Annotated in this window: 23 protein-coding genes and 5 pseudogenes; 13 read left to right on the top strand and 15 right to left on the bottom strand. The window is 60.0% G+C overall.

Going from position 1 to position 24,634, the window contains the following annotated elements; all coding sequences use genetic code 11:
• The 3 genes and pseudogenes from AC3WWH_RS33295 to AC3WWH_RS33285 form a co-directional block, all read right to left on the bottom strand.
• On the bottom strand, positions 1–449 hold a 449-nt coding region (locus AC3WWH_RS33295; protein WP_492377587.1), incomplete at its 3' end, for a LysR family substrate-binding domain-containing protein.
• Positions 450–697: 248 nt separating this feature from the next.
• Positions 698–1,573 (bottom strand): annotated as a pseudogene (locus AC3WWH_RS33290) (IS110 family RNA-guided transposase); the annotation flags it as partial.
• Positions 1,572–1,676 (bottom strand): annotated as a pseudogene (locus AC3WWH_RS33285) (LysR family transcriptional regulator); the annotation flags it as partial. The pseudogenes AC3WWH_RS33285 and AC3WWH_RS33290, both read right to left, overlap by 2 nt.
• A gap of 191 nt (positions 1,677–1,867) precedes the next feature.
• Between AC3WWH_RS33285 and AC3WWH_RS33280 the strand changes: the two are divergent.
• Entirely contained in the window at positions 1,868–2,128 is a 261-nt protein-coding gene (locus AC3WWH_RS33280) for a helix-turn-helix domain-containing protein (RefSeq protein ID WP_113399367.1), read from the top strand.
• Between the two features lie 36 nt (positions 2,129–2,164).
• Here the strand turns inward: AC3WWH_RS33280 and AC3WWH_RS33275 are convergent, their stop codons facing one another.
• Positions 2,165–3,259 (bottom strand): IS1595 family transposase, encoded by a 1,095-nt coding sequence (locus tag AC3WWH_RS33275; protein ID WP_334197403.1) that lies wholly within the window; start codon positions 3,257–3,259, stop codon positions 2,165–2,167.
• 308 nt (positions 3,260–3,567) lie between these two features.
• On the opposite strand from AC3WWH_RS33275, the gene AC3WWH_RS33270 reads away from it, so the two are divergent.
• From AC3WWH_RS33270 to AC3WWH_RS33250, 5 genes are all read left to right on the top strand, one after another.
• Complete coding sequence (locus AC3WWH_RS33270) at positions 3,568–5,076, top strand: PAS domain S-box protein (protein WP_373419945.1); 1,509 nt, start codon at positions 3,568–3,570, stop codon at positions 5,074–5,076.
• Positions 5,072–5,683, top strand: a complete 612-nt coding sequence (gene fixJ, locus AC3WWH_RS33265) for a response regulator FixJ (RefSeq protein WP_058325354.1) — start codon at positions 5,072–5,074, stop codon at positions 5,681–5,683. The genes AC3WWH_RS33270 and fixJ overlap by 5 nt, the downstream gene beginning before the upstream one ends.
• 84 nt (positions 5,684–5,767) lie before the next feature.
• Positions 5,768–6,106, top strand: a complete 339-nt coding sequence (locus tag AC3WWH_RS33260) for a hypothetical protein (protein ID WP_058325345.1) — start codon at positions 5,768–5,770, stop codon at positions 6,104–6,106.
• 68 nt (positions 6,107–6,174) lie between these two features.
• Complete coding sequence (locus AC3WWH_RS33255; RefSeq protein WP_058325346.1) at positions 6,175–6,816, top strand: helix-turn-helix domain-containing protein; 642 nt, start codon at positions 6,175–6,177, stop codon at positions 6,814–6,816.
• A 350-nt stretch (positions 6,817–7,166) separates the two neighbouring features.
• A complete protein-coding gene (locus AC3WWH_RS33250; protein WP_156433259.1) occupies positions 7,167–7,337 on the top strand; it encodes a hypothetical protein in 171 nt (56 codons plus the stop codon).
• 275 nt (positions 7,338–7,612) lie between these two features.
• Here AC3WWH_RS33250 and AC3WWH_RS33245 read toward each other — a convergent pair.
• Positions 7,613–7,777, bottom strand: a pseudogene (locus AC3WWH_RS33245) (nucleoside kinase); the annotation flags it as partial.
• 251 nt (positions 7,778–8,028) lie between these two features.
• Positions 8,029–8,925: a LysR family transcriptional regulator gene (locus AC3WWH_RS33240; protein WP_058325347.1), complete on the bottom strand. Its 897-nt coding sequence runs from the start codon at positions 8,923–8,925 to the stop codon at positions 8,029–8,031.
• Positions 8,926–9,027: 102 nt separating this feature from the next.
• Here AC3WWH_RS33240 and AC3WWH_RS33235 point away from each other — a divergent pair, with 102 nt between their 5' ends.
• Together AC3WWH_RS33235 and AC3WWH_RS33230 are read left to right on the top strand one after the other, a co-directional pair.
• On the top strand, positions 9,028–9,999 hold the full coding sequence (locus tag AC3WWH_RS33235; RefSeq protein WP_492377586.1) for an MBL fold metallo-hydrolase: 972 nt from the start codon (positions 9,028–9,030) through the stop codon (positions 9,997–9,999).
• A gap of 35 nt (positions 10,000–10,034) precedes the next feature.
• Positions 10,035–10,226 (top strand): hypothetical protein, encoded by a 192-nt coding sequence (locus tag AC3WWH_RS33230; protein WP_245299324.1) that lies wholly within the window; start codon positions 10,035–10,037, stop codon positions 10,224–10,226.
• A gap of 57 nt (positions 10,227–10,283) precedes the next feature.
• Here AC3WWH_RS33230 and AC3WWH_RS33225 read toward each other — a convergent pair whose 3' ends face one another.
• From AC3WWH_RS33225 to AC3WWH_RS33215, 3 genes are all read right to left on the bottom strand, one after another.
• On the bottom strand, positions 10,284–12,500 hold the full coding sequence (locus AC3WWH_RS33225; RefSeq protein ID WP_058325349.1) for a xanthine dehydrogenase family protein molybdopterin-binding subunit: 2,217 nt from the start codon (positions 12,498–12,500) through the stop codon (positions 10,284–10,286).
• Positions 12,501–12,503: 3 nt separating this feature from the next.
• Positions 12,504–12,962, bottom strand: coding sequence for a (2Fe-2S)-binding protein (locus AC3WWH_RS33220; protein WP_058325350.1), 459 nt, complete (start codon positions 12,960–12,962; stop codon positions 12,504–12,506).
• A 232-nt stretch (positions 12,963–13,194) separates the two neighbouring features.
• Positions 13,195–14,154, bottom strand: coding sequence for an AraC family transcriptional regulator (locus tag AC3WWH_RS33215; protein WP_058325351.1), 960 nt, complete (start codon positions 14,152–14,154; stop codon positions 13,195–13,197).
• Positions 14,155–14,303: 149 nt separating this feature from the next.
• Between AC3WWH_RS33215 and AC3WWH_RS33210 the strand changes: the two are divergent.
• Positions 14,304–14,425 (top strand): annotated as a pseudogene (locus AC3WWH_RS33210) (DUF2277 domain-containing protein); the annotation flags it as partial.
• A gap of 189 nt (positions 14,426–14,614) precedes the next feature.
• On the opposite strand, the gene AC3WWH_RS33205 reads toward AC3WWH_RS33210, so the two are convergent.
• The 5 genes and pseudogenes from AC3WWH_RS33205 to traA form a co-directional block, all read right to left on the bottom strand.
• Positions 14,615–14,908: a type II toxin-antitoxin system RelE/ParE family toxin gene (locus AC3WWH_RS33205; protein WP_058325352.1), complete on the bottom strand. Its 294-nt coding sequence runs from the start codon at positions 14,906–14,908 to the stop codon at positions 14,615–14,617.
• Entirely contained in the window at positions 14,905–15,213 is a 309-nt protein-coding gene (locus tag AC3WWH_RS33200) for a type II toxin-antitoxin system RelB/DinJ family antitoxin (protein ID WP_057248627.1), read from the bottom strand. The genes AC3WWH_RS33205 and AC3WWH_RS33200 overlap by 4 nt, the downstream gene beginning before the upstream one ends.
• 366 nt (positions 15,214–15,579) lie before the next feature.
• Positions 15,580–16,617 (bottom strand): IS110 family RNA-guided transposase, encoded by a 1,038-nt coding sequence (locus tag AC3WWH_RS33195; RefSeq protein WP_058325353.1) that lies wholly within the window; start codon positions 16,615–16,617, stop codon positions 15,580–15,582.
• Between the two features lie 514 nt (positions 16,618–17,131).
• Positions 17,132–17,248, bottom strand: a pseudogene (locus tag AC3WWH_RS33190) (IS6 family transposase); the annotation flags it as partial.
• A 55-nt stretch (positions 17,249–17,303) separates the two neighbouring features.
• Complete coding sequence (gene traA, locus AC3WWH_RS33185; protein ID WP_113398366.1) at positions 17,304–20,579, bottom strand: Ti-type conjugative transfer relaxase TraA; 3,276 nt, start codon at positions 20,577–20,579, stop codon at positions 17,304–17,306.
• 227 nt (positions 20,580–20,806) lie between these two features.
• On the opposite strand from traA, the gene AC3WWH_RS33180 reads away from it, so the two are divergent.
• The 3 genes from AC3WWH_RS33180 to AC3WWH_RS33170 are packed head-to-tail and all read left to right on the top strand — an operon-like array spanning position 20,807 to position 23,136.
• On the top strand, positions 20,807–21,112 hold the full coding sequence (locus AC3WWH_RS33180) for a hypothetical protein (RefSeq protein ID WP_058320847.1): 306 nt from the start codon (positions 20,807–20,809) through the stop codon (positions 21,110–21,112).
• Positions 21,105–22,772 (top strand): type IV secretory system conjugative DNA transfer family protein, encoded by a 1,668-nt coding sequence (locus AC3WWH_RS33175; RefSeq protein ID WP_058320846.1) that lies wholly within the window; start codon positions 21,105–21,107, stop codon positions 22,770–22,772. The genes AC3WWH_RS33180 and AC3WWH_RS33175 overlap by 8 nt, the downstream gene beginning before the upstream one ends.
• Positions 22,762–23,136, top strand: coding sequence for an SMC-Scp complex subunit ScpB (locus tag AC3WWH_RS33170; protein ID WP_058320845.1), 375 nt, complete (start codon positions 22,762–22,764; stop codon positions 23,134–23,136). Before AC3WWH_RS33175 ends, AC3WWH_RS33170 begins: the two co-directional genes overlap by 11 nt.
• A 30-nt stretch (positions 23,137–23,166) precedes the next feature.
• On the opposite strand, the gene AC3WWH_RS33165 is transcribed toward AC3WWH_RS33170, so the two are convergent.
• Complete coding sequence (locus tag AC3WWH_RS33165; protein ID WP_058320844.1) at positions 23,167–24,078, bottom strand: nucleotidyltransferase and HEPN domain-containing protein; 912 nt, start codon at positions 24,076–24,078, stop codon at positions 23,167–23,169.
• A gap of 119 nt (positions 24,079–24,197) precedes the next feature.
• On the opposite strand from AC3WWH_RS33165, the gene AC3WWH_RS33160 reads away from it, so the two are divergent.
• The gene (locus tag AC3WWH_RS33160; RefSeq protein WP_245299045.1) at positions 24,198–24,506 is read left to right on the top strand and encodes a WGR domain-containing protein; all 309 of its coding nucleotides are present in this window, start codon (positions 24,198–24,200) and stop codon (positions 24,504–24,506) included.
• Positions 24,507–24,634 lie beyond the last annotated feature (128 nt).

Below are 24,634 nucleotides of genomic sequence, written 5' to 3'. Positions count from 1 at the left end.
GAGAGGTTCTGACGGGAAAAGGCGATGATCCTTTCGGAGCGAAGGTCCTCGATGTCGATCTCGCTTCGAAGCGCCAGTGGGCTCGTCTTTTCCACCGCCAGCAGATAGCGCTCATGTGCGATCGAGAAGAAGCGCAAGGAGCCGATGTTTTCGACCGGCCGGATGAAGCCGAGATTGATCTGGCCATTCTCGATCGAGCGGATGATGTCGCTGGTCGAGCCGCTCGTCACATGCAACGCAACCTCTGGAAACTTCCGGCCGATGCGCGCAAGAAACGCCGGCAGCACGCCGACCGTTGCCGGATAGATGGTCCCAATCCTGATCGTGCGCGCCGCCTTCCCTGCCACTGACCGCGCCACCTCCATCGACAGCCCGACATCACCAATGATCCGGACCGCGCGATCGTAGAACACCTCCCCTTCTCTATTCGGCGGGTCGAGGTCAAGCATCGTCGAGCGCCTTCTCGGTCAAAGGAAATCCATCGCGGGGTCTTGCTTCTCTCCGGGATCGGCCCTGCGGGCCCTCCCACCATGGGGTCAGAAGAATGAAGCAGAACAATCTGCACCGACGTCCTGGACCACCTGCCTGCGGCGGCCGGTACAAGGGGAGGGCCGAACTTACTTCATCCGTCGTCCCGCGAGGGACTTCTTCTCCGCACGAAGCGGAAACTGTTATTGTGTCGAGATCAATGATCAGGTCATGCGTGCGCGGTTGGCAATCCCTCCTTCGTCCAGCGGAACTCGGTGCCATCGCTCCACATGCGGTGCATGATCACTGCCAGGCGGTGCGCCAATGCGGTAATGGCCTTTTGGCGCCCTCGCCTCTTGGCCACGTTCATCGCCCAGGCCTTCAACCACGACCATTTCCTTGTGACTGACAACAAGGACTGCGCGGCTTCGTGGAGCAGCATCCGCATCATCGCGTCCCCGCAACAGGAGATGTGCCCGATGCGTTTGCTTTCGCCCGACTCGTTCAGTTTGGGCGTCAATCCCAGTACAGCGCCGACCACTTTCGAGTTTCTAAACCGCTGAGGAATGTCGATCGTGCTGGTGAACGCGAGTGAAACGACAGGGCCGACACCGGGGATCGTCATCAGCCTCCGGCATTCAAGGTCGTTACGGGCGATATCCAGAACCTTTTTGTGCAGCCGGGAGAATTCGTCACGCAACTTCTGTCTTGCCGCCAGCAACGGCTCCATGATTTCCCCGATATCGGAGATATCATCCACCAGTTCCCGGATCCGCTCCTCGAACTTGACCGCGCCGACGATACCGACCTTCAGTCCAAAATTGCGCAACAGGCCGCGGATGTCGTTTTCAATCGCGATTGCCTTCCCCTGCAGCAATTTGCGCGCCGTCAGCAAGGCGCGGCGCTTCTGGCTGATCAGCGTCTTCACATGCACCGGCCGGAACAGATTGACGCGCATCATCTGGGCGATGCCACGGGCGTCGTTGCGATCGCTCTTGTTCGGCTGTGCCTTGAGAAATGCCTTGGTATGGCGCGTCTCGATGCAGATGACCGGTAGCCCGGCCCTGGCAAGGCCATCGAACAGCCATTGCGATAGGGGGCCGGTGCGAACTGAGCGCCGGCTGCGCGATGCACATCCGCGCAGCCGCGCGATTGAAATGCAGCTCCTCGGCGACCGCGACGAAGTACGAAAGCTGGCGCAGTTCCATGTAGGCTCCGAAGTGATCGCGCGTCTTCGCAACCGCAGATTTGTTGCGGGAGCGTGCTGAGTTCGGTTTTAGGCGTACACCAACATAGTCCGCGCGATTGTTGCAACCGCTCGGCCCGAAAGGTAGGTTGAGGAACATTAGGCTACGTAACTTTTGATTTCAATACCCAACTTTCGAAAAAAGAAAGTTTTATGCTCAAACCACCACAGTGCCGCGCCGCGCGAGCTCTACTCAATTGGACACAAGCGGAACTTGCTGAGCGCACGGCGATCAGTGCGGTTTCAATTCGAGCGTTCGAAAAGGGTGGCGAGATGCGTGAAAGCAACCTGCGCCTGCTCAAACTGACGTTTGAGGCTGCTGGAGTCGTATTTCAGGACGAAGGCGAGCTTATCAGTGGTGGTCTTGGTGTGAGGTTCCGGTCTTCATCCGCCGCAGATGGTTCGCTCGCGTAGCCATAAACCTCGGTTCCGTTCGATACATGGCCTTTATCAACCAAAGACAGCGACTGCTGATTTGACGATGATGCCACCATCCGGACTTCTGCGCAGTTGACGGCCGGTCGCGGCGCGAAAGATTTGCAGCAATTGCAGCGCCGGTGGCACGCGTGACCAAAGGGTTTTCATGCGTTCCCTGCCATTTCGGCTTTTCCGCACAGCCTGGCCCGTCACAATGCGCTGTGACCAGCGGAAACCGATCTCGTGGAAATACAGGTCGGCGTGCTGCGGGCTGATGTGATGAAAGACGCCGGCAATTGTGCGGCGGACGCGGGCATTGAAACCTTCGACCGAATTGACATGAACGGCGTCACGAACGTATTCGCGGCTGGAATGCTTCACAGTGTCATGTCTGGCATAGCTCTCGCCAAGGGCCATGAACGCTGTCGCCTCATCGCTCATCAAGCAGGCGTCGGGGTCGATCTGCGCTTCGGCGGCGCGCGCCGCTGCACGGAGCGAAAGACCAGTCACCACCGCAGCACGCGCGTCACCGGCCGGAGTGCCGGGTGTGATGTCATCTGGCCGTTGAACGATCACCATGACAGGCGTCTTCTGGGTATTCGGTAGGCCTTTTCGGCCTCGTCCAGGCGGTGGATCGTCCGGATTTATTCTTGCTCGCCCACCGAGATAAAAATGGTCGATCTCCACCGTGCCATCGAGCATGTGCTCGCGCGCCGCCATGAGACGCAGCGCGTGTCCCATCCGCCAGGCCGTGGGTTGGCTTACCCCCAGAGCCTCGGCCAGACGCACCGAGGACAAACCTTTATCCGACTGCAGAATAAGCCACATGCCCTTCAGCCAGACACTCAAAGGAAGTTTTGTGGAATGCAGCGGCGTGTGTGTCGTCACCGTAAACTGGAACCGACACTCGCCGCTGGAGCATTGATAGAGACCCGGACGCGCACGCCGCTTGCCCATATCGCGCCCGGCGATCGCGATCGAGCGCTTGTAACCACAGGCGGGGCAAACTCTTCCGGCCGGCCACACCATGCTTTCCAGCAATCGCCGACACTGTTCCTCATCGCGAAAGGCCACGACCATATCTTCCGCGGTCCGAATGTTGGTAAGCGCTGCAAGCATCTCCGACATTCTCATCTCCTTCGGATCATGCCCGAAGAATCGCATGGTAGCCCTTGTGTATCAAGGCTACCGCTGTCTTTGGTTGATAAAGGCCCGATACATTATGCGATCCCAAAGGCACATTGGGGGAACAAACACCGCACATCCCCCTGAAGCCGAGCATTGCCACGGCTTGCGACATGAAGTCGAGCTCGGGACGCGGGAGCTCTCATAATGTGCCGGGTAGGTCAAAAGGGGCCGGTTGAGCGGGTGGCAGGGATGTAACCTCCATGATAAAAGTCAATTCTAGATAGGTGGAGAATGCGGAATTAGATATGATGCCAACTGGTGACCCCGGCTTCACGCGCACCATCTCGAACTTCGTCCTCCGCCGCAAATGGCCCGCCGCCCAAGGTTACGCATTTGCCGCGTCCGCTGTTCTGATCGCCTTCCTCCTTCGCTACTTCCTAACGGACATTCTGGATGATCGGGCAATCTACATTCTTTTCGTGCCCCCCGTACTTCTTGCGGCTGTTACCGGGGGTATTGGTCCAGGAATGCTTGCTGTCTCCGCTTCCATCTGTTCGGCAGCCTATCTGAGGTCACTTACTCCTGGCGGGGTCCAAATTCCTGAATTGGTAGTGTTCACCGCCGTAGGTGTCGCAATTTCCTTCTTGGGCGAATTGCTCCATCGCGCCCGCGGCGACTTTGCAGCTGCAGAAGAGGCCTTGACTACAAGAGAGGCCCATCTTCGTTCGATCCTTGATACCGTTCTCGATGCTACTATCGTCAGCGAGCAGGACGGCACGATCGTATCTTTCAACGCCGCGGCTGTCAGGCAGTTCGGATACGCCGAGGAAGAGGTGATCGGTCAGAACCTACGGATGCTGATGCCGCAACCCTATCGCAAGGAACACGACGGCTATCTCAAGCGGTATCTCTCGACGGGGGAGAAGCGGATAATCGGGACCGACCGTGTTGTCGTCGGCCAACGCAAAGACGGATCGACTTTTCCCATGAAACTCGCCGTTGGTGAGATGCGATCAGGTGGCCGAAGGTTTTTCACGGGCTTTGTACGGGACCTGACCGAGCGCCAGGAATCGGCCGCTCGCCTCCAAGAGGTTCAGACCGAACTTGCTCGTCTCGCCCGCCTCAACGAAATGGGCGAAATGGCTTCAACCCTCGCCCACGAACTGAATCAGCCACTCTCGGCTATAGCCAACTATGTCCACGGATGCGGACGGCTCCTTCAGCAAGCCGAAAGCATGCGCGACATCCAGATACGCGATGCACTTAAGGAAGCCGGAGAACAGAGCCTGCGAGCGGGGCAGATCATCAAACACTTGCGGGAATTTGTCACCAAGGGCGAGACGGATAGGTCTCCCCACAACCTGCGGCAACTGGTGGAAGAGGCCGGCGCGCTTGCATTGGTGGGGTCGCGCGAAAAAGGGGTCCGCACGGTGTTCGACTTCGAATCCGGCGCAGACCAGGTCATGGTCGACCGAATCCAGATACAGCAAGTCCTGACGAACCTCATGCGCAACGCTGTAGAAGCGATGAAAAATTCGGCCAAGAAGGAACTTTTGGTCACCATTCGACGCTTGGGAACTGCAGAGGTGATGATAGCTGTCGAAGACTCCGGCCCTGGCATACCTGAGGAAATAGGCGCCGACTTGTTTAAGGCGTTCACAACGACCAAGGCTGGTGGAATGGGCATTGGATTGTCGATCTCCAAGCGCATCGTCGAGGCGCATGGTGGCAAGTTGACCGTGTCCACGGGCACCTTGGGCGGCGCACGCTTCAGCTTTACCCTGCCGGAATACAACGAGGAAGAAAATGCCGATTGACGACTTCACCGTGCATATTGTCGACGACGAGGAGGCGGTCAGGAAATCGCTTGCTTTTATGCTGACGATGAACGGACTGGGCGTCCGGGTGCACGAGTCAGCCACCGCGTTCCTTTCCCTTGCTCCAAATCTGCGACAAGCAGTGCTCATCACCGACATGCGCATGCCGGATCTCAGTGGCCTCGAGCTCATACGTCGTCTGGCGGCCCTCGAGATCGCAATCCCTTCGATTATGATTACTGGCCACGGAGATGTTCCGATGGCCGTAGAGGCGATGAAGGCAGGGGCGATTGATTTTATCGAAAAGCCTTTCGAGGACACCGCTATCGTCGACGCGATACGCCGGGCCTCCGAGCGACTGAGCGATGCATGCACAATCACAGAGAGCGCTGAAGACGTCAGAACGCGCATTGGCACGCTCAGCGAGCGGGAGCGGCAGGTCCTCACAGCTGTGGTCGCGGGGCAACCGAACAAAGCAATCGCCTTTGCTCTCGACATCAGCCCGCGGACTGTCGAGGTCCACCGCGCCAATGTAATGGCGAAGATGCAGGCCCGAAGCCTCCCCGAACTCGTAAGAATGTCGCTCACCGCGGGTGTCGCGAGCTAGCCACTCTTGATCTGAAACAAAGTACTGGCCGACCATCTGTGCGAAGTTCGAGACATTGCCCTGTCTCCAACCCACGGAACCGTTGTGTCCAGTCCGACCCCCGTCGTCACGATCGCGAAAGACAAAGCTTTGCTTCGCTCGCTGGTCTTCACCATGGAGGCCTATGGTTTTCGGGTGGAGCAGTTTCAATCGTGGAACGCGGCAAAAGAGCGAACCACAGCGGCGGAAATCCTTGTTCTTGACGGGTCCTTGCCGGCGACGGACATCGAAGCCTGTTTGGCTCTTGCGGGGGGCAAGAGGACCGTTCTGCTTGCCGATGGGGACATCGGTCAATCAGCGCGCAAGAACGTGCTCGTGGTACAAAAGCCGCTTTCCGGCCCGGATATCATTGCAGCGTTGAACGCTCTACGTAGAAACACGTAGTGGAACGAACGAATTTATTGCTCGCGCATTCTCCAGCATGATCTGGCCATCAACAAGGGCCGGTCAAAATGCACGCTTCTACTGTTTCCATCACCACTCCCCCCTTCAACCCGCCCACTGGGCTCCATGCGCGGTCATTTGCCCGCCACCGCGCTGTCTCGTTCTACGAGGCAGAAACCGAAATCTACGCCCAAGGTGAGCGAGGAGGGGCTGTCTATCGCATCGAGTATGGCGCCGTCCGTCTCTATCGCCTTCTTGCCGACGGTCGCAGACAAGTGGTTGCTTTTTACATTGCAGGAGAGACCTTCGGCTTCGAAGCTCGCCCGATGCGTAGCTTCTTCGCAGAAAGCATCGCACCTACGGGGCTGACCACCATCGATACCGAAGGGGTCGATTGCTGTCCTTCGGACTTAATGTCACTGGCACTTGCCAGTATGGTGCGGGCGCAGGAGCACCTATCGGTCGTTGGAAGACAAAGTGCACTTGAGAAGCTCGCCGTCTTCCTGGTGGATCTTCATGATCGCCACCGCGGAGACGGGCGCATAGCACTTCCGATGACACGAATCGATATTGGTGATTATCTGGGCATGACGATCGAAACTGTGTCGCGGAGCTTTTCGAAGCTACGCGCCATGGGCATCATTCGGCTCGAAAGCACACGCTCCGTGGAGGTTTTGAACCTGAAGAGGCTCCGCCTAATGGGTGAATAGATGCGGCCAGACGCACTGGCAAATAGGACTGCATGTTAGTAGCTCTACAGCGGCCAACGCCATCATCGCAAGTTCGCCATTTACGTTGCCTCCGGCTCTGACGCTACGAAGGTGATTTTCGCCGCGCCGATGAACGTGCCGTGGCTGACTGCAAGATCATTTCCACACCCTCCCGCGCTTGGCGACACGGTCAAGGTGGCTGCCAAGATAGGGCAGGCCACGAAACGCTTCGACGTTGCGTTGCTTGCCTCTGAGGTCTTGGTGGGGGCGGAGAGATGTCTCTCGTTGCCTTTAAAGGGCTCAAGTCCGCCGACTAAGGAAGGCAACCGAGGCGCCCGCCGGAGTTTTGGATGAACATGCAGACCAGCTTCAAACTCAAGACAGAAGAAATAGCGCTTCATGGCGAACTGGAGTTGATCCCGGAGAGGGAGCCGCATAGCCGGAGCCTTGCCCTGTGCGGCACGATCTTCTTAGCCCAGAACGTGAACATCGTCGCAATGAGCCGTGCACAGGGCTCGTGAAGGACGGCTCCCTTCGATGCGAAGCGGACTGTCAATTCGTTGCACCGGGATGGCAGGTTGCGCCTTCTTGTCGGTCGTTAAGGCACCCGGTTTCTCGTTCTGAGAGTTGCCGGTCACTACGAAAGCGATAATGCCGCCCGTGAGCCATTCACGCGGCTAGCGTTCCGCAATAATCGAGTGCTTTCCATCCCATTCTCAGGACTTTCTGGGCGTCAGGTGAGTTGAGCGAGGATATCGTCGACGACACTTGGGACGGTACCCGTCGTGTCGATTTTGCCTTCGGGTCGTCCTGCGAGTGCCTGGCCCGTCTCGGGGTCGCCGACATAGGCCAAGACCCGATCACCATGGACGACATGGTGGCCCCGCCGCTCCACTTCGGTAGCGACACACATTTTCCCAGTGCCGGAACCGCCTTCGATCAGATAGTTCTTGATTCCCATAGTCGCCGCTTATCGTGGACTTCGATCTGGTGAAAAGACGCTCTACCTGGGAACGCATCGCCAAAGAAATGACGGCCCGTCTCACCGCTCACATACGTTTTCCAAGCGGCCTAACCTTGGCCGAAGGAGATATTGAGGATGCACTGCGGAGCATAGACATGTTAGGCGCTTAGGGAAGGACAGCCGCATCTTGTAGCATTCGCACCGGTGCGCCTCACTGCCATCAACGGTGGTGCGCCTGAAGCGGGACGCTAGTAAGCCAGCTGCGCGCGTAGGCTTGGGACGATCCAGTCGAGGAAGCACCGCACCTTCAGCGGCAGGGGATCGGCTGGTCCATGGATAACGTTCACAGGTAGCGGTTCCGGTGCAAAGTCCGTCAGCAATTCGTGCAGAGCGCCGGAGCGCAACTGATCGGAGATCTGGTAAGACAGCACGCGGATAATGCCGATACCGGCTATTGCAGCCTGAATGGCAGCCTCCGTCGTATTGACCGCGAATTTGGGGCGCGGCTCGATGGCAAAGGCCGCGCCGTCCCGGCGGTAGCGCCATTCCGGCGCGGTCGCAAAGCCCTGAAAGCTTATGCCGTCATGGTGGCTGAGGTCTTCCGGCTGAAGTGGAACGCCTCGGCGGGCAAGATAGTCGGGGCTCGCGCAGATCACCCGTCGGACGGCGCCGACGCGCGTTGCGATAAGCGCGCTGTCCGCCAAGTGTCCGATCCGCAGGGCCACATCGACGTGCTCGTCTGCCAGACTTAGCTGCCGATCGGCGAGGGTCAGACGCAGGTTGATATCGGGTTGCTGCTTCAGGAACTCCAGAGCTATTGGCAGCAGATGGCGCTCGCCGAAGGCAATCGGTGCGGTCACGTGCAGCCCTCCACGCAGCGCGCCATAGTCGCCGCTGGCCTGCCGCTCTGCCGCGTCCAGTTCCTCCAGAATACGACGTGACGCGGCGACGAAGCTGCGCCCCTCATCCGTCAAGGAGAGGCCGCGGCGGGTGCGCAGGACCAGGCGCACGCCAAGGTGTTTTTCAAGATCCGCGACCTTGCGGCTGACCGTGGCGAGCGGTGCATGCAATCGCCGCGCTCCAGCCGAGAGGCTGCCGGCGTCCACCACCGCCAGCAGCACCGACATCGCTTCAAACCGATCCATCGGATCCTTCCGGAAATTGAGAGGAAAGTTCCTGAAATGGCAGGATACCCTATTGGTTTCGGATATCCTAGCTTTTGTGCCAATGATCAGGAGAAAGACGTCATGCCTCAACTTTCACGTCGTGCCTTTGCCAGCGCTCTTCCTCTCGGCCTCCTCGGGGGAGGACTGATCGGTGGCGCACCGGCCCTTGCCGCAGCGCAGAATACCGCCAAAACGCCGGTCAGCATTACGCCGCTGGCGCAGATCCGCATCGGTCGCTTCACGGTAACGGCGCTGACAGACGGGTATGCCGATATGCCCTACGACTATTTTCCGGGACGCGCCCCGGCCGAGGTGGAGCAGGCGGCAGTCGCTCAGTTCACCGCCCGGCCGAGTGGGGTGCGGTTCCTCTTCAACCAGTATCTCATCGATGATGGCGAGCGCCGCATCCTGATTGATGCCGGTGCAGCGGGCTCGATCGGGCAGACCGGCAAACTGCCGCAGGCGCTCGGCGCGCTTGGCCTGCAGCTTGACCAGATCGACGCGGTGATCGTGACGCATATGCATCAGGACCACATGGGCGGTCTGATCGCCGGAGGCAAGAACAACTACCCCAAGGCGGAGCTCTACATCGATCGTCGCGACGTCACCCATTGGACCGACCCGGCCAAGCGCAGCGGCGCGCCCGATTATCTGCAGACCAGCTTTAAGATGGCGGAGGAGGTGGTGCGCCTCTATCCGAAACTCCAGGCGATTGACGGAGAACGCGAAATTGTGCGCGGCGTCTCAATTGTCGACCTGACCGGCCATACACCCGGCCATATCGGCGTGCAGGTCGAGGATGACGGGAAGAGCCTCATCATGGTCTCGGACATGCTCTTTCCGGTCGTGCATCCGGGGGCGACCGACGTGTTCTTCCTGTTCGAGCAGGACCGTGCAGCGGCCAAGGCAATGCGCGACCGCTTTTTCCCTCGCGCCGCTTCGGAAGGCGCACTCATCGCCGCCACGCACATGCCCTTCCCAGGGCTCGGCCGTGTCGTCGCCGACCGTGGGCAGATGCGCTGGGAGGTGGCGGACTGGGCCTTGCAGGATTGAAGTTAGCTCCGGCGGTCTAGAAAGTTAGGAACGGAATGAGCAGCAGATATCTCAGTATCGCCACGACGCCCTCCGTAGCGGCCGCACAGGAGCACTATGGCAGCGCGGAGCAGTGGGCGCGGATCGGCGCGCGCGCTCACGCAGACGAAACTGCGCAGAGCCAGCGCCTCGGTCCGGCAGAAACGGCCTTCATCGGCGCGCGCGACGGTTTTCTGCCACGCGCGTGACCGCCGAAGGTCTGGCCCCATGCCCAACCGGCCATGCGGCCGGCCGGGCATGCGAGCTCACGTGTTGAGCGATCTCACGAATGGCATGACGCGGATCCGCTTGCCGAGCGCCCTGTAGGCGGCGTTGGCGACTGCGGGGCCGATGGGCGGAACGCCGGGCTCGCCTATGCCGGAGGGCGGATTGGCGGAGGCGACAATGTGAACTTCGACCTTTGGCATCGCATCAATTCTGAGGGGCGTGTAAAGGTCGAAATTGCTCTGATCGACCTTGCCGTCCGTCAGCGTGATCTCCTCGCCGAGTATCGCACCCAGCCCAAAGCCGATTCCGCCCTCCACCTGGGCGCGGACCTGGTCCGGATTGATCGCCAGACCGCAATCGACAGCGACTACGACGCGCTCGACCTGGATCTGGCCATTTCCGTCAGTCGAAACCTCGGCGATCTCGGCCACAACGGAGCCGAAGCTCTCGGCGATGGCAACGCCTCGGAAGCGCCCCTCCGGCAAGGGCTTCTGCCAATCCGCCTTTTCCGCCGCCAGCTTGAGGACGGTCGCGTGACGCGACTGCGGCTCAAGCATCGAAAGACGGAATTCGATCGGATCTCGTCCCGCCGTCTCGGCGACCTCGTCCAGGAAGGTTTCAGCTGCGAAGGCCGTATGGGTCGAGCCGACGGAGCGCCACCATAGAACCGGAACGCCGGCCTCAGTGGTGGTCAAACCCACCGTCTGGTTTGGAATGGCATAGGGCAGATTGTTGGCCCCTTCGACCGAGGTCGGGTCGACCCCATTCTTGACCATTCCATCGAACGCAGTCTTCGCCATGATGGACTGGCCGACGATGTGGTTGCTCCATGCAACGAGCTTTCCGTTCTCGTCGATACCGGCCTTGAGGCTATGCACATACGCGGGTCGATAGCGACCCGCGCGCATGTCGTCCTCCCGAGTCCACTGCACCTTTACCGGCGCGCGGAAACCGAGGGCCTTGGCCACATGCACCGCCTCGACGACGACGTCACCGTCGAACACGGCCCGCCGGCCAAAACTGCCGCCGGTCTTCATCACAATGAGGCGTACCTTTTCGGGGGCAATCCCGGCCACCTGGCCGGCAAGCATCTGGTATACGTCCGGGAACTGATGCCCACCCCAGACCTCGAGCGTACCGTCCTCGTTCATGCGCGCCACGGCATTCAGCGGCTCCATCGCGGCATGCGCGAGATAGGGAAACTCGAAACTTGCCTCGATTACTTTTGTTGCGCCGGCGAAGGCTGTTTCTGCGTCACCATCGTTGCGCGCAAGCGCGGCCGGCATCTTCTTCGCAAGCTCCCGATAGGCGGACATGAGCTCGGCCGTGCCGCGCTTTTCCGCCGCCGTTTCGTCCCAACTGACGGTGACCGCCTCGCGGCCCTTGATCGCCGCCCACATGTTTTCGCCGACGACGGCAACGCCCCGAGGCGTTTCGACGACGTCCACCACCCCCTTGACGGTGCGCGCGGACGAGGCGTCGAAGGACTTTACCTTCGCTCCAAACAGCGGCGGATGGATCATCACGGCGGTCAGCATGCCGGGAAGCTTGATGTCGATCGTGTACTGCTCCGTCCCGTTTGCCTTACGGGCGCTGTCGAAGCGCTTCAGTCTGGCATTGCCGATCAGCTTCCAGTCGCTCGGTTGCTTAAGTACCACGTCCGTGGGCACCGGCATTGTCGCCGCCTTTGCGGCGAAGACACCGAAACCGGCGCTCTTGCCTGACGGATGGGCAAGAATGCCGTTCTCGACGGTGATCTCTGCCGCGGCAACACCCCATTCGGAGGCAGCGGCGGCGACCAGCATGGAGCGGGCCGCGGCACCCGCCTTGCGATAGCGCTCCCAGGAGGACGCCATCGACGTGGACCCGCCGGTGCCCTGAAAGGCACCTCCAAAGGCGATGTTGCCATAGGCCTTCACATCGCCGGCGGCCCCCTTCACTTCGATCGTCGACCAATCGGCCTCGAGTTCTTCCGCCACCAGTGTGGCAATACCGTTATAGGAGCCCTGGCCCATCTCGAACTGCGACGAAAGTACGGTCACTTTTCCATCGCCGTCGATTGTCACGTAGGGGGAAAAGGCATGTGAAGCGCTGGTCGTCGCTGTCTCGCCCGCTACCGCCGGGGACGCGGACAGGAGGCGAAAGCCGACGGCCATACCAGTACCTGCAGCAAGGGCACCAATGAGGAACTGTCGCCGCGATGCCTGCGCTTCCGCGGCCGGAAGGAAAACCGATTGCATGAGTTTGGGCAGCATGGCTCAAGCCTCCAGACGCTTAGCGGCTTCGTGAATGCCGGCTCGGATTCGGTGATAGGTGGCGCAACGACAGAGATTGCCCGACATGGCCGTGTCGATGTCCTCATCGCTCGGCTTCGGATTGTTCGCCAGGAGGTCTGTCGCCGACATGATCTGCCCCGACTGGCAGTAGCCGCACTGCGGGACGTCGAGATCGGCCCAGACTGCCTGAACCGTTTGCGCGACCTTTCCCTTGAGGCCCTCGATGGTCGTCACTTTTGCCCCTTCGATGTCATCGACCAAGGTCTGACAAGACCGAACCGGCGAACCGTCGACATAGACCGTGCAGGCACCGCACTGCGCCATGCCACAGCCGAACTTCGTCCCTGTTAGTCCAACCAGATCGCGGATCACCCAAAGAAGCGGCATATCCGCCTCGGCCTCGACCGTGTGTTCGACGCCGTTGATCGTTACAATTGCCATGATGCTCTCCTCGCGTTCGGGCGCGTGGTCTCGGGATGCTTATCCGGAAACCCTGCTTCACGCGCCGCGGCCATTCGCCAGACCGCGGCTGCAGCTTAGAAGACCATCCTGCACGCTGGTAGGTTCGATCCTGTCAGATTATTGCCTATTCCTCTCGGCCTGACGAAATTGTGATCATGACAAAAGATGCGCCAGCGCACCAACGGGCGCTCCACTTGTGTTCGGCAGCCCGTCAACCGATGGAGTCGCGTCTTTTCGAGTCGCTGGAGTTGAGGATTGCCTTGATGTCTCTGAGCGGCGGATGACCGAAGGCGCGCCGATATTCCCTGTTGAACTGTGTCTGGCTTTCGTAGCCGACGCGCAGCGCGGCGGTTGCGGCGTCGAGCGATTCTGAAAGCATCAATTCCCGCGCATGATGCAGCCGTAGGTGCTTCTGGAACTGCAGTGGGCTCATGGCTGTCATGGCGCGGAAATGGTGGTGCAACGTGGATATCCCCATGTTCGCAATCTCCGCGAGTTCTTCGACACGAAGCGGCCGGGCATAGTTTTCTTTCAGCCATGCGACGGCCTTTGCCACCCGGTTACTGTTCGTGCCAGCGAGCGCGAAACGCCGCAGCCGCGCACCTTGCTCGCCGGTGAGCAGCCGATAGAGGATCTCGCTCTGGATTTGATTGGCCAGGAACGGGATGTCCGCTGGCGTGTTCGCGAGCGAAATTAGTCGCAATAAGGCGTCGAACAGCTCCGGTGTGGCGGCGCCAACCGCGACGCCGAGATCGCGTTCGGCTGCATCAAGTGGCTGGATGTCGTAATCGGCGATGATTCGACGCAGCTTTTCGAGATCAAGGCGTAGCGTGGCTGCCACATAGGGCTCGCTCTCGCTCGCCTCGCAGATCTGGCCGGTCATCGGCAAGCCGATGGCGGTCATGAAGAAGCAGGATTCATCGTAAACGAGCATTTCGTTACCGACATGGATACGCTTGCTTCCCTTGATGATGAGCGCCACGCTTGGTTCGGAGACGCTGGAAAACGGGCCCGCTGGCTCGATGATGCGATAGAGCGAAAGCTCCGGAACAGGGTGGCCGTAGCGAACACCGTCCCACGGCAGTTGCGAGAGCATGTCGAGAATTCGCGCCCGAAGGGGCGCGGTTTCCTCGCGCAGGTCGCGTTGCTGCATAATCGTCTTGCTCGCCATGCCCTGACTGTCCTCCGACCCGCCCGTCAAATTGGCTTCTTATCATATTACGTTGATCTCAACAGGATTAGACAACCACAATGCCGGAACACGCGGCGAAGCATCCGCGCCAGAAGGGCATCAACCAGCAGATCAGCGATCGAGCGCGTGTCAGTTCGATCGCGGCATGCGCCCGCGAGCTGCTCGATCGCTGGGGACCTCTCAACCTCCTCGCGATCGCGAGGAGGTAGCGGCAAAGGCGCGCGCGAGAACAGCATCCCGGTTCGCGTAAGAGAGTCCGTTACGCACAGGAGATCTCAGTCAGGTCTCAAGTTGGCGCATTTCAGCCTTGGGCCATCGTCTGCAGTCGGCCCGTTCGAGACGATCGGCCCTTGCCGCTGCGACGCAGCGGAAGCCGACTACGCATCCCTCGATTTGAAAGGAAGCGAACCGCCGACAGCCAAAAGAATTGGCGTAGGATTCACTCGTCGCCGAGCTCAAAGGGCCATATCTGGGCACCGTGCAGAATGCGCAGAATGCGAACGCGGTCGACTGTCACCGTGTAGGCGGCGATGTAGGGAGTGCGAGGAATTACCAACTCCCGCGTTCCCTCAATTCGACCAGGGCGGCCGCTTTCGGGAAAGTCGAGGAGACGCCGAACTGCATGCGCAATCTCCTCGTCGACGTACACCGCCGCTTTCGGGTTTTCACTTTCAATGTAGCTGAAGATAGCGTCTCGATCGTCAAGCGCATACTGCGCCCAGACAAGCCTCATCGGTCGCCAGCCCCGGCCTTACGCAGAGCTGCCGCCCGGCGCTCGCGAAAGCGAGCCTCAGCATCCGCATCCTCGTAATCAGGTCGCGTATCCTCGAGAGCCTCCAACACTTTGGCGCGGAACCAGGCATCGTGGGCGTCACTGCTACCGACCATCTCGAGCGGTAATGAGCCTTCGTTCGCCGTTCGCGTCAGAAGGATACGAACAGCATCCGAGACAGTCAGCCCCATGTTTTGCAGGACAGCCGTGGCGCGGTCCTTGATGTCAGCATCAATCCGCGTCTGGACCAGTGCATTTGCAGCCATGACAAATCTCCTTCACAAGGCCAATGTAATGCACCTGCATGACAAAATCCAGTATCATCGCGAATGGTGAGACTTCGGAGTTTAGCCGCTTCCCTACGATACATTATGCGATCTTCTGTAACGGGCGCTTCGTCAATCCCTTGTGCGCTTAATCCCTCGCCGAGTGCTTGCTTCTGTCCGCAGTCGGAGCTTTGCCGCTGCTCTATGGTGTCTGCTGAGGACCGGCTGACCAATCTTAGAGGCGCAGTCACCGCGTGCTGCTGATCGCATAGCGGCCTAACCCATCCATCGTCCCGGCGAAGGGACCTTGCTGCGGAGGGCTGATGGCTGCGCCCGTCCGAGACCTGTCTTGTCGTCTCCTCCCGATCAAGCCGCCACAGCGGACGCTCCCTTATGAGCAACGAAGTTGGTTCTGTCCCTGAGCATGCAATGCAACACCACCGCCAATTTGCGGGCCAGCGCCACGCGCGCCTTTTTGGGACCGGCACGTCTGGCGACCGCCAGTGCCCAGCGCTTCAGATCGGAGCCTTTGACCGGTCGCGTCAGGATGACGTTGGCTGCCTCGTAGAGCACGGTGCGCACGCTGCCATCGCCGATCTTCGAGATGCGACCGCTTTGATCGGTCTCGCCCGATTGATATTTCCTCGGCGTCAATCCGAAGTGGGGCCCGACCGCGCGGGAGGAGCGGAAGCGCTCCGGCGCATCGACGGCCGCGACAAACGTCAGCGCCACCAGGACACCAACGCCGGGCGTCGTCATCAATCGAAGTGCGTTGTCATCCTGACGGGCGATGGCGCGCAGCTTGCGCTCAAACCCAGAAAATTCCTGCACAAGCGCGTCGCGCACCTTCAGCAGTGCCATAGCGATCGCTTCCAAGGTCGAATGGCCTGCAATTAGCACGCGGATACGTCCCGCGAAAGTGCGCCGCGTCGTCGGCCCGACCTTGAGGCCGAAGCCGCGCAGGATGCCCCGGATGCTCATCTCGATGTCGTGAAGCTTGCCCTGAATGAGCTTGCGGGCAGTCAGCAGCGCACGCACCTCCTGGGCGGCCAGAGATTTGCAGTGGACCGGTCTGAACCAGCCAAGCCGCATCAACTGCGCAATGCCGCGGGCGTCCTTCTTGTCGGTCTTGACCGGCATCGTCTTGAAGGCGGCACGCACGTGGCGTGTCTCGATCAGCTCGACGGAAAGACCTGCTTTCACCATCCCGGCATGCAGCCACTGCGACAGGGGGCCGGCCTCCAGACCAATGCGCTCCATCGCCACGCCGTGCGCGCCGAACCAGGCGATCAGCGCATCGGGTTCGCTGAGGATCTTCGCTTCCCGGATGATCCGGCCATCCGCATCCACCACGCACACGCTCGAGTATTCCAATGATACGTCGATACCGGCATACTGCTTCATGGTCGTTTCTCCGTGATGCTATGGAGCAGGCCACTCCTGACTCCGCGACACCATCATTGTGAGGGACGACCACCGGCCCTTCAAACCTGCCGGGCCGGGTTCCGCCCGTTACACCATCTTCCTGGCTCATAAGGTGAACATCATAGCAACCAGCCGGTGCATAGTGTCCGTAGAGGCGTTCGAAGCCTATCTGGAAACGCACTTCGTCACGCACAAGAGCATCTGTGCTGACGGAGCGATTTGCGCTCCGTCCTACTTCTCGACAAACCGCCGCTATAGACGTCGCGTGAGCCTGATTGATGCTTCGGCGAACCGGTCGGATATTAGCGGTGCGCCAGGCCCGAGATCCGAAACCACAGGGCCTGTCAGGCATCCGAGAATCCAAACGGCGCCTCGGTTCGCCGATAGTTGTCGGGAAGAAGCTGACGGCCGATCGGTGGCTCCGATCGAGACGTGCAACCGGAGTTGTCACGTTATCGAGCGGTGATCGAACTAGCCCCGCGGCGCTCTGAGATCAGGCAACCGCGCCCGTCGCGACTTTCCAATGCGCTATTGCGCGGATGCGGTGAATGTGAGTGGCCAGGGCGGATCGTTTGTGATGCGGGGTGACGAAGAGATTTCGGAGCGCCGAAAGCGCAAACCAGAGATGTTTGCGGGTGGCGAAGCTGATGCTGGCTTCGATAGTTTTACATTCCCAAACCCAACCCCTTCTTCAGTCCGCGTGTAAGCTCATATTTTTGGCTCAACTCCGCCCCGTGCGCGCGATCAGCAATGCGGGCGACCTCGTTGATGCGATCGATCTTCGCGGTATCAGCTAGCTGAAGCCGGTCGAGTTCCTTCTTGAACGAACGCGGGTCTGAACTCCCGAAGCGCTGTTCAAGCGCGTGCGCGGTCCGCCTTGCCTCTTCGAGTGCGTCTCTACCTTCGGGATTGCGACCGAGCTCTTCCACGAACTGCGCCTTCTGGGCCTGGGGTAGGCTATCGAGTTGCTTCAGGATGCCCTCACTGCGCGGCGTAAGCCCTGGCACTTCGACCACGTCGCGCTTTTCCCGCTGCCAGGTCTCCGCGTCGCGCTCCGCTTCAAGTCGCCGCGTCCTGGTCTCGGCGGCCGCTGCAACGTGTTTGCCAAACGCGCTTGCGAATTGGCGGGCCGCCTTGCGCTCTTTGTTCTCGCCAAACAGCCCTACCCTGCCCTTCAACTCACCGAATTGCTCTGGCCGCTCTGCGATAGATTTGGCAAGCGCCTCTCCAGTCACACTCTTCTCGACGATCGCCGAACTGATCGTGGCGGCGGCGGCATCTGCATCGATGTAAACCCGTCGCGCGAGCGATCGCACCGACTCCATTTCGCGATCGAAGTTGGGCTTGGCTCTTTCGCGCGCTATGTCGTCGACCGTGCGGGCGTAAGAAGTGAGCGCTGGGACAAGCGGCTCGACCGGTTGGCGCCCATCGGCTTGTCTTTCTGACGCTGCAGCGTGGACGGCGGTTGAACGCTCATGATCGCCAGTCTTTCTCGGTGAACTTCTTTGGGACGTGAGATCAGGGCCAATCTGGATCTCGCTGCTTACTCCAAGCTGCTCCGCCAGTCCGCGCCGCTCGGCGAAGGCGCCGGTATAGTCGAGCGTTGTTTCCTTCGCACCTGAGCGCCCCATGCTTGCTGACAGCGCCGTCATGTCCTTCAGCTCGTCGCGGCCTATGTAGAGCTGCACGTCTTGCCGATGCCGCGTCATCGCGACGTAGGAAAGATGGCGGTCCATCGTTCTCGACGCCATGACAAAGGCACGATCGACCGTCGACCCCTGCGACTTATGAATCGTGGTGGCGTAGCCATGATCAAAGCTTTGGTAACTGTTGACCGGTATGGAGAGCGCGCGGCCGCTGTTGCGACCGCCAGCTCCGCCGTCGAGACGTAAATGTAGTGCGTCCGGCTCGACGGCGATCACGGTACCGAGCATGCCGTTCTTCACACCGAGATCGCGGTTGTTCTCGAGAAGGACGACGCGATCGCCACGCGCGAACGCCCGCTCGCCGTCATTCGTCCGATAGACGATTTCCTGCCCAAGAGAAGCGTGTTCCTCGCGGCCCTTCGCCAACAGCCCACGGTCCTGAAGGCCGGAACGGATCTCAGCGTTGATCGCTCTCACATCGATGCGCCGATGGGCGAGTGCGATGCGGGAGCCGGCTGGACGGGCTTCGTTGTCTGCCAGGTAATCCTGCACCAGTGCCGCTCTTGCCTGATCTCGGTTTTCGCGAAACTGGATCGCATCGTGCTCAGCATAAAGCGCAAGGCCCTCCCCCGTTCGATGCGTGGCAAACGCGGTCGAGGCGTCGCGCTGCCAGGCTGTGCCCTGGCGGCGGATTTCAGAGAGTTGCACCGCGCCGATTTGTTCGACAATTGCGCGGAACGGAGACCCGGCGCCGATCGCTTGCAGCTGTTCGTGATCACCCACAAGGACAAGTTTGGCGCCGGAGGTTTCGGCCTGTTTGACGAAGCGGGCAAGCTGTCGGCTGCCGAGCATGCCGGCTTCATCAATGACGAGAACGTCATTGCTGGTAAGCAGGCTTTTGCCGTTCTGCCAACCGTACTCCCAAGAGGCGAGCGTACGCGCGGCAATGCCCGATGACTCTTCCAGTCCTTCGGCTGCCTTGCCGGCAAGAGCAGCACCATGAACGCGATAACCTTGCGCGGCCCAGGCGCTCCTTGCCGCCGCCAGCATCGTTGACTTGCCCGCTCCAGCAAATCCAATCACGGCGGCAATCTGCTCCGACCCCGTGATGTGACGCACGGCGAGACGCTGTTCTTCGCTGAGCCCTACACGCATGTTCGCCGGGTCTTGATCCGCTGTTAGTTGCTGATGCCGAGACTTGGATGCGGATAGATTGGTGCGAAGGGCCGCGTCCTGGTTATCCAGCGCTCGCTCGACATGTTGAAGACGAACAGGGTGACTGGAGCGGTGCCCCATCCGCTCTGAACGTGCGGCCATCGCGTGTTCGGTCTCGACCATCTCCCGTGTCGAATAGCGCGCAAGTTCAGTCTCGGTTTCGGGCTTCAACTCAACGAGCGTCGGTGATGCCATGACAGCCGCAAAGGCATTGTGGAAACCTTGTGGATCGTCAATGTAGCGATGCAACGCCCGCGCCACGTCATGACGATCGAACACGCTCTTTTCGCCGGTGATAATTGTCAGTACCTGCTCGGGTTTTCTCCGGATCAATTGTGCGTTTAAGCGCGCTGCCTTGGGATCAATTTTGTCGCGCGACACCCCCAAGCCACGACGGTCCATCTGCGAAGCGTGAACGCCCATGTGCTCCGTTGGCTCGATCTCCAGACCGCGCTCCACATGCGAGCGATGATCGACGCGAACGTCCAGTCCGAGCCGCGTCAAATGACGGTTGGTGTGATGTTCGAACAGTTCTCTGATCTCGCGGAGCTGCATGTGCGAGGTCGGCTGATTGTTCTCCAGCAGCCACTTGTTCTCGCGTTCGATCAGCGTTTTTTCTGCGAGCCCCTGCTCCGTCACCACACGCGTTGTCATCACCACATGCGCGTGAAAGTTACGGATGTCAGTTTCGCCCTGCGGCTGGTGGATGGAGAAGTCGACTGCCGCACCGTAGCGGTTCGCAAGCTCGCGCGCGAAGTCACGTGTCAGCGCCAGGCGGTCGGCGGCATCGATCTCATGCGGAAGTGCCACTTCGAATTCTCGCGCGACGCGAGCGTCCTTGCGATGCTCCGCCTTCTCCACCGTATTCCAGAGCACTAAACGATCGAGTGCCCAGGCGGCGTCGACACCATCCGGAAGAACGATTTCAGAATGCTCGACGCCGTGCTTGCGCGTGAAATCATGCACCATGCCATCGCGCTCATTCAGCATCTTTGTCGCCGTCCGATAAGCGATGGCCGCGACCGCGCTGCGGCCGCCGCTCCGAGCGATTGGCTTCATGCTGCAATGGTAGATGGCCAAGCGACACTCTCCAAAGTCGCACAACCATACAAAGCGCTGAGTTGCCGCGCAACTCGTAAGTGCGCCCTTGTAGACTTTACTCGCTTCGCTCCCTGCGTCCGGGATCATGCAAGATGCACCATTCCCCTGCTAAATCGGGGGTTGTGCATTCCGCAATGTCGACTACCTTCCCCGTACAACGCGCAATGGCAGAAACACTGGGGCACTACATGCATTAGGAGAATCTGATGGCACGCAAGTCGATCTCACAGCGCCTCGCCGAACTGGAAGAGCGCAAGAAGACGCTCAAAGCTCGGATCGGAAAACAGGAGCGCGCGCAAGACACACGTCGCAAGATCCTGCTTGGCGCGCTGGTGCTTCATCGGCTGGAGCACTCGAACGATCGCGAATTTACGCATCGCCTGAGAAACTGGCTTCGAGGAGAGTTGCCCGGCTTTCTCACGCGTGACGGTGATCAGGAGCTCTTTGTCGATCTCCTCAATCCGGAAAATGCTGGCGCCGACCACACCACGCGAGGATCCGCGGATGAATGAGGTGACACTCGCATGGGCTGCTTTTAAAAACATGATGCGCGAGGTCGCGCGTGACCCGCTTTGGGCTGTCATTGCACTTCTCTCCTCGCCCTTTCGGATCTGGAAACCGCTGCTTGGTATTCTCCTTTTCCTCTTCTCCGCGTTGTTCATCGTCGGTTTCGGGGGCCGCTTCCTTCTCGCGCAAATGGGCAGCATCGGCCCTGGTTCTATTCCCTTCATGGTACTCGATCTCATTACGCTGCTGCTGCTCGCCGCACTCCTCTTCCGTTTCATTACGCGTCCCCTCATCCTCCGCTTCGGGGACACCGCTGACGACACGCACGGCTCGGCGCGCTTTGCCACCGACAACGAAGTCGCTCCGCTTTCGCGATCCGGCTCCGGCCTCCTGATCGGTCGCAATGGCAAGACGGGAAAGCTCATGCGTTATGATGGTCCGGCCCATCTGCTGACCATGGCGCCGACAAGAACCGGCAAGGGTGTGGGAACCGTCATTCCGAATTTGCTCACGGCCAATCGCTCGGTGATCTGCATCGACCCTAAAGGCGAGAATGCCAGGATCGCCCACCGCGCTCGCCAGCTTTTTGGGCCAGTTCATATCCTCGACCCCTTCGGCGTCACTGGGCTTCCTCCGGCGGCCTTCAATCCGCTCGCCACGCTCGATCCTGATGGCATCGATGTGGCGGAAGACGTAAGCACGCTCGCCGACGCGCTCGTGTTTGACGAACCGGGGGCCTCAGGCGATGCGCACTGGAACGAGGAAGCCAAAGCCCTGATTGCGGGACTGGTCCTGAAGATTGTTGCGGTGGAATCTCCAGGGCGCCGTCACCTCGGCACACTGCGTGAATATCTCACTTTAGCGCCTGACCGGTTCGCCGCACTGATGAAGCGCATGCAGGACATGGACGAAGCTGGCGGGCTGATTGCCCGCGCGGCAAACCGCCACCTCGGAAAGTCCGATCGCGAAGCAACGGGCGTTCTCTCGGCCGCGCAACGCCACACCCATTTCCTCGACAGTCTCCGGATGACGGAGGTCCTCGGGCGATCGGACTTCCGCTTCGCTGATTTGAAGCACCGAAACTTGACCGTCTTTCTCATCCTACCGCCGGACCGCCTCTCGACCTATTCGCGCTGGCTGCGACTGCTCGTCACGCAGAGCCTGCTTGAGATGGCCCGCAATCCGGCGAAACCGGAAGCGCCGGTCCTCTATCTACTTGATGAGTTTGCATCTCTTGGACATCTGGCTTCCGTCGAACGTGCCATGGGCCTCATGGCGGGGTACGGTGTTCAGCTCTGGCCCAACTTGCAGGATGTCCACCAGCTTCGTGCCACGTATGGACAACGCGCCGGAACCTTCCTCTCAAATGCCGGCGTGTTGCAAGTCTTCGGCGTCAACGACCATGACAGCGCGCGCCTCGTCTCCGATCTGCTCGGACAGGAAACTGTCGTCTTCCAAACCATGGCTCGCGCACTCGATTCCGAAAAGTCGGGTATCTCCTTCAACCAGCAACATACCGGCCGCCCGCTCCTCACTTCGGACGAAATCCGAAACCTGCCCGGCCAAGCGCAACTACTGTTCCTGGCAGGCCAGAGGCCGATCATCACCGCCAAGCTTGCTTACTATGCTGAACCAGAATTCGAGGGAGCATTCGATGCAGCTTGAACTTGCGCTTCTGACCATGGTCACGAGGCAGATTATGACTAATCCACTGAAGGACGAGACGTCGGCTTCCCGTCTCAAACAGGTCACCCTCATCACGGTAATTGTGATCGAAAAGCTGCACGCCACCGGCTCGCCGATCACGCTGGCACAACTCGTTGACATGACAGGTCTCGCCAGAAACGTTGCTGCCCAGACCGTCGACCCGCTCGTTGAGCGCGGCATTCTGATCGAAGAAATGGGGAAGAATTCGATGGGGCGCAGCATGGCACGGCAATTCCAGATCGCGCCCGCGGTGTTTGAAGCTGTCGCACCATTGATGGGCGCGCCGCTCGGCCGATCGAAGACGAAAACCGAGTTTTCATGAAGGGCGGACTAACGCGAGGGAAGCGAGGCGTTAGGTTGCGTCCGCCGCGTGGGCCAGTTCGCTCAGCCGCTCCTGACAGACCATCTCAGCGAGGCGGAGAAGATGCTCCGTCCGGTCGAGAAGCCAGCCGAGCCCCTCTTCGGTAATCTCAAAGTGCTTGGAGTAGCGTGCCTTCACATAGGCTTCGTTGAGAATGTTGTACCAGGCGGTAAAACGATGCTGGTCGCGGGGCCAAGCCTCGATCAGCCGCTGGTCGCGATCCTCGGCGAGACCGCGGAGGAATTTGAGATTGTGCGACGGCGGACTGTAGTTAGCGAGCGTGAGGAGCAGGCTTGAATACGCTGTTTCGACGGCCTGATGGAGCACAAAAGCAGCGAGGGGCAGATTTGATTTGTCTCGGTAGAAACGACTGCCATCCGCGAAGTCTGTTGCGTTCGTGAAGTGCCGTTCAAAATGATCCTTCGCCACGCGGAGAGCATCGGTCGGCGAGAGCCGTTTCGGCTCGGCGAGTGGCCGATCATCGAGCTCGTAAAGCACGATGCCCTCGCGCAGAATATCGACGAAGAAATATTGCCCGTCTGCAAGGAAGTTGTTCACCTCCCGGGCGCCATGGACGATCAGCCCGACGGGCGTCGAAACAGTTTTGTCCCACATCAACCGGTCGTTCGCCTTGTCCCAATATTCCGGTTCCGCAAGCTTCTTCGAATTGACGATAACGAGGATGTCGTAATCAGAACGGTAGCCCTTCATCGTGTGCGGTTCGTCGACATAGGTGCCGCGGGCGTAGGAACCGAACAGGATGATTTTCAGAATCCGACCGCGCTTCTTGAAGTCGGCCGAGCCGCCCTCGAGTGCATCCGCAAACTCCTGGTGGATGATCTCCACAACGCGGTCAAGCTCGCGCTGCTTCTTCTCGGGAAGATGTTCCAGGCTCGTTTTCATGTGCAACCGATAGGATAAAGACGACTCGCCGTCTACTACAGGAATTATCAGGCAGGTGCGCCTCTCCTTGACGGCACAGGTGGGCCGTGGCTCGCCGCACAATCGATTCAGAACTCTCGTTGGACGGGCGCGGCGCAACGCGCGACTCTGCGCGCATGATCATACAGCCCTATCGCCTCTATATCGAACGCAAGGACGCGACGAAGAACATGGCGCGCTTCTATTCGCTCGAGATCGGCAGCAACCTCTACGGCGAAATCTGCCTCACACGTCGCTGGGGACGGATTGGCGCGCGCGGACAAACGGCGGCGCATCAGTTTTCGCGCGAAGAAGACGCGGTCGGCCTCTTCCTTGATTTGGCGCGCCGCAAGCTGCGGCGCGCATATCGCCCGCGGACGCGGGCGCGGCCAGAAAAACAGACCACTTGATCTTGTCGCCCCGCGCGCGGGGCGACCGCCCGCAAAATGCAGCACGCTGACAGCGTCAGGACGCCAGGCACTCTTCACAGATCCCACAACCGTCTGAGTCCATGCTCGTCGCTGGGCGCTTCTTTTGA

The sequence above is a fragment of the Ensifer sp. EB106-03-01-XG145 genome, assembly GCF_058792075.1.
The sequence above is the reverse complement of the archived record's forward strand: the minus strand, read 5'-3'. Positions and strand labels throughout refer to the sequence as shown.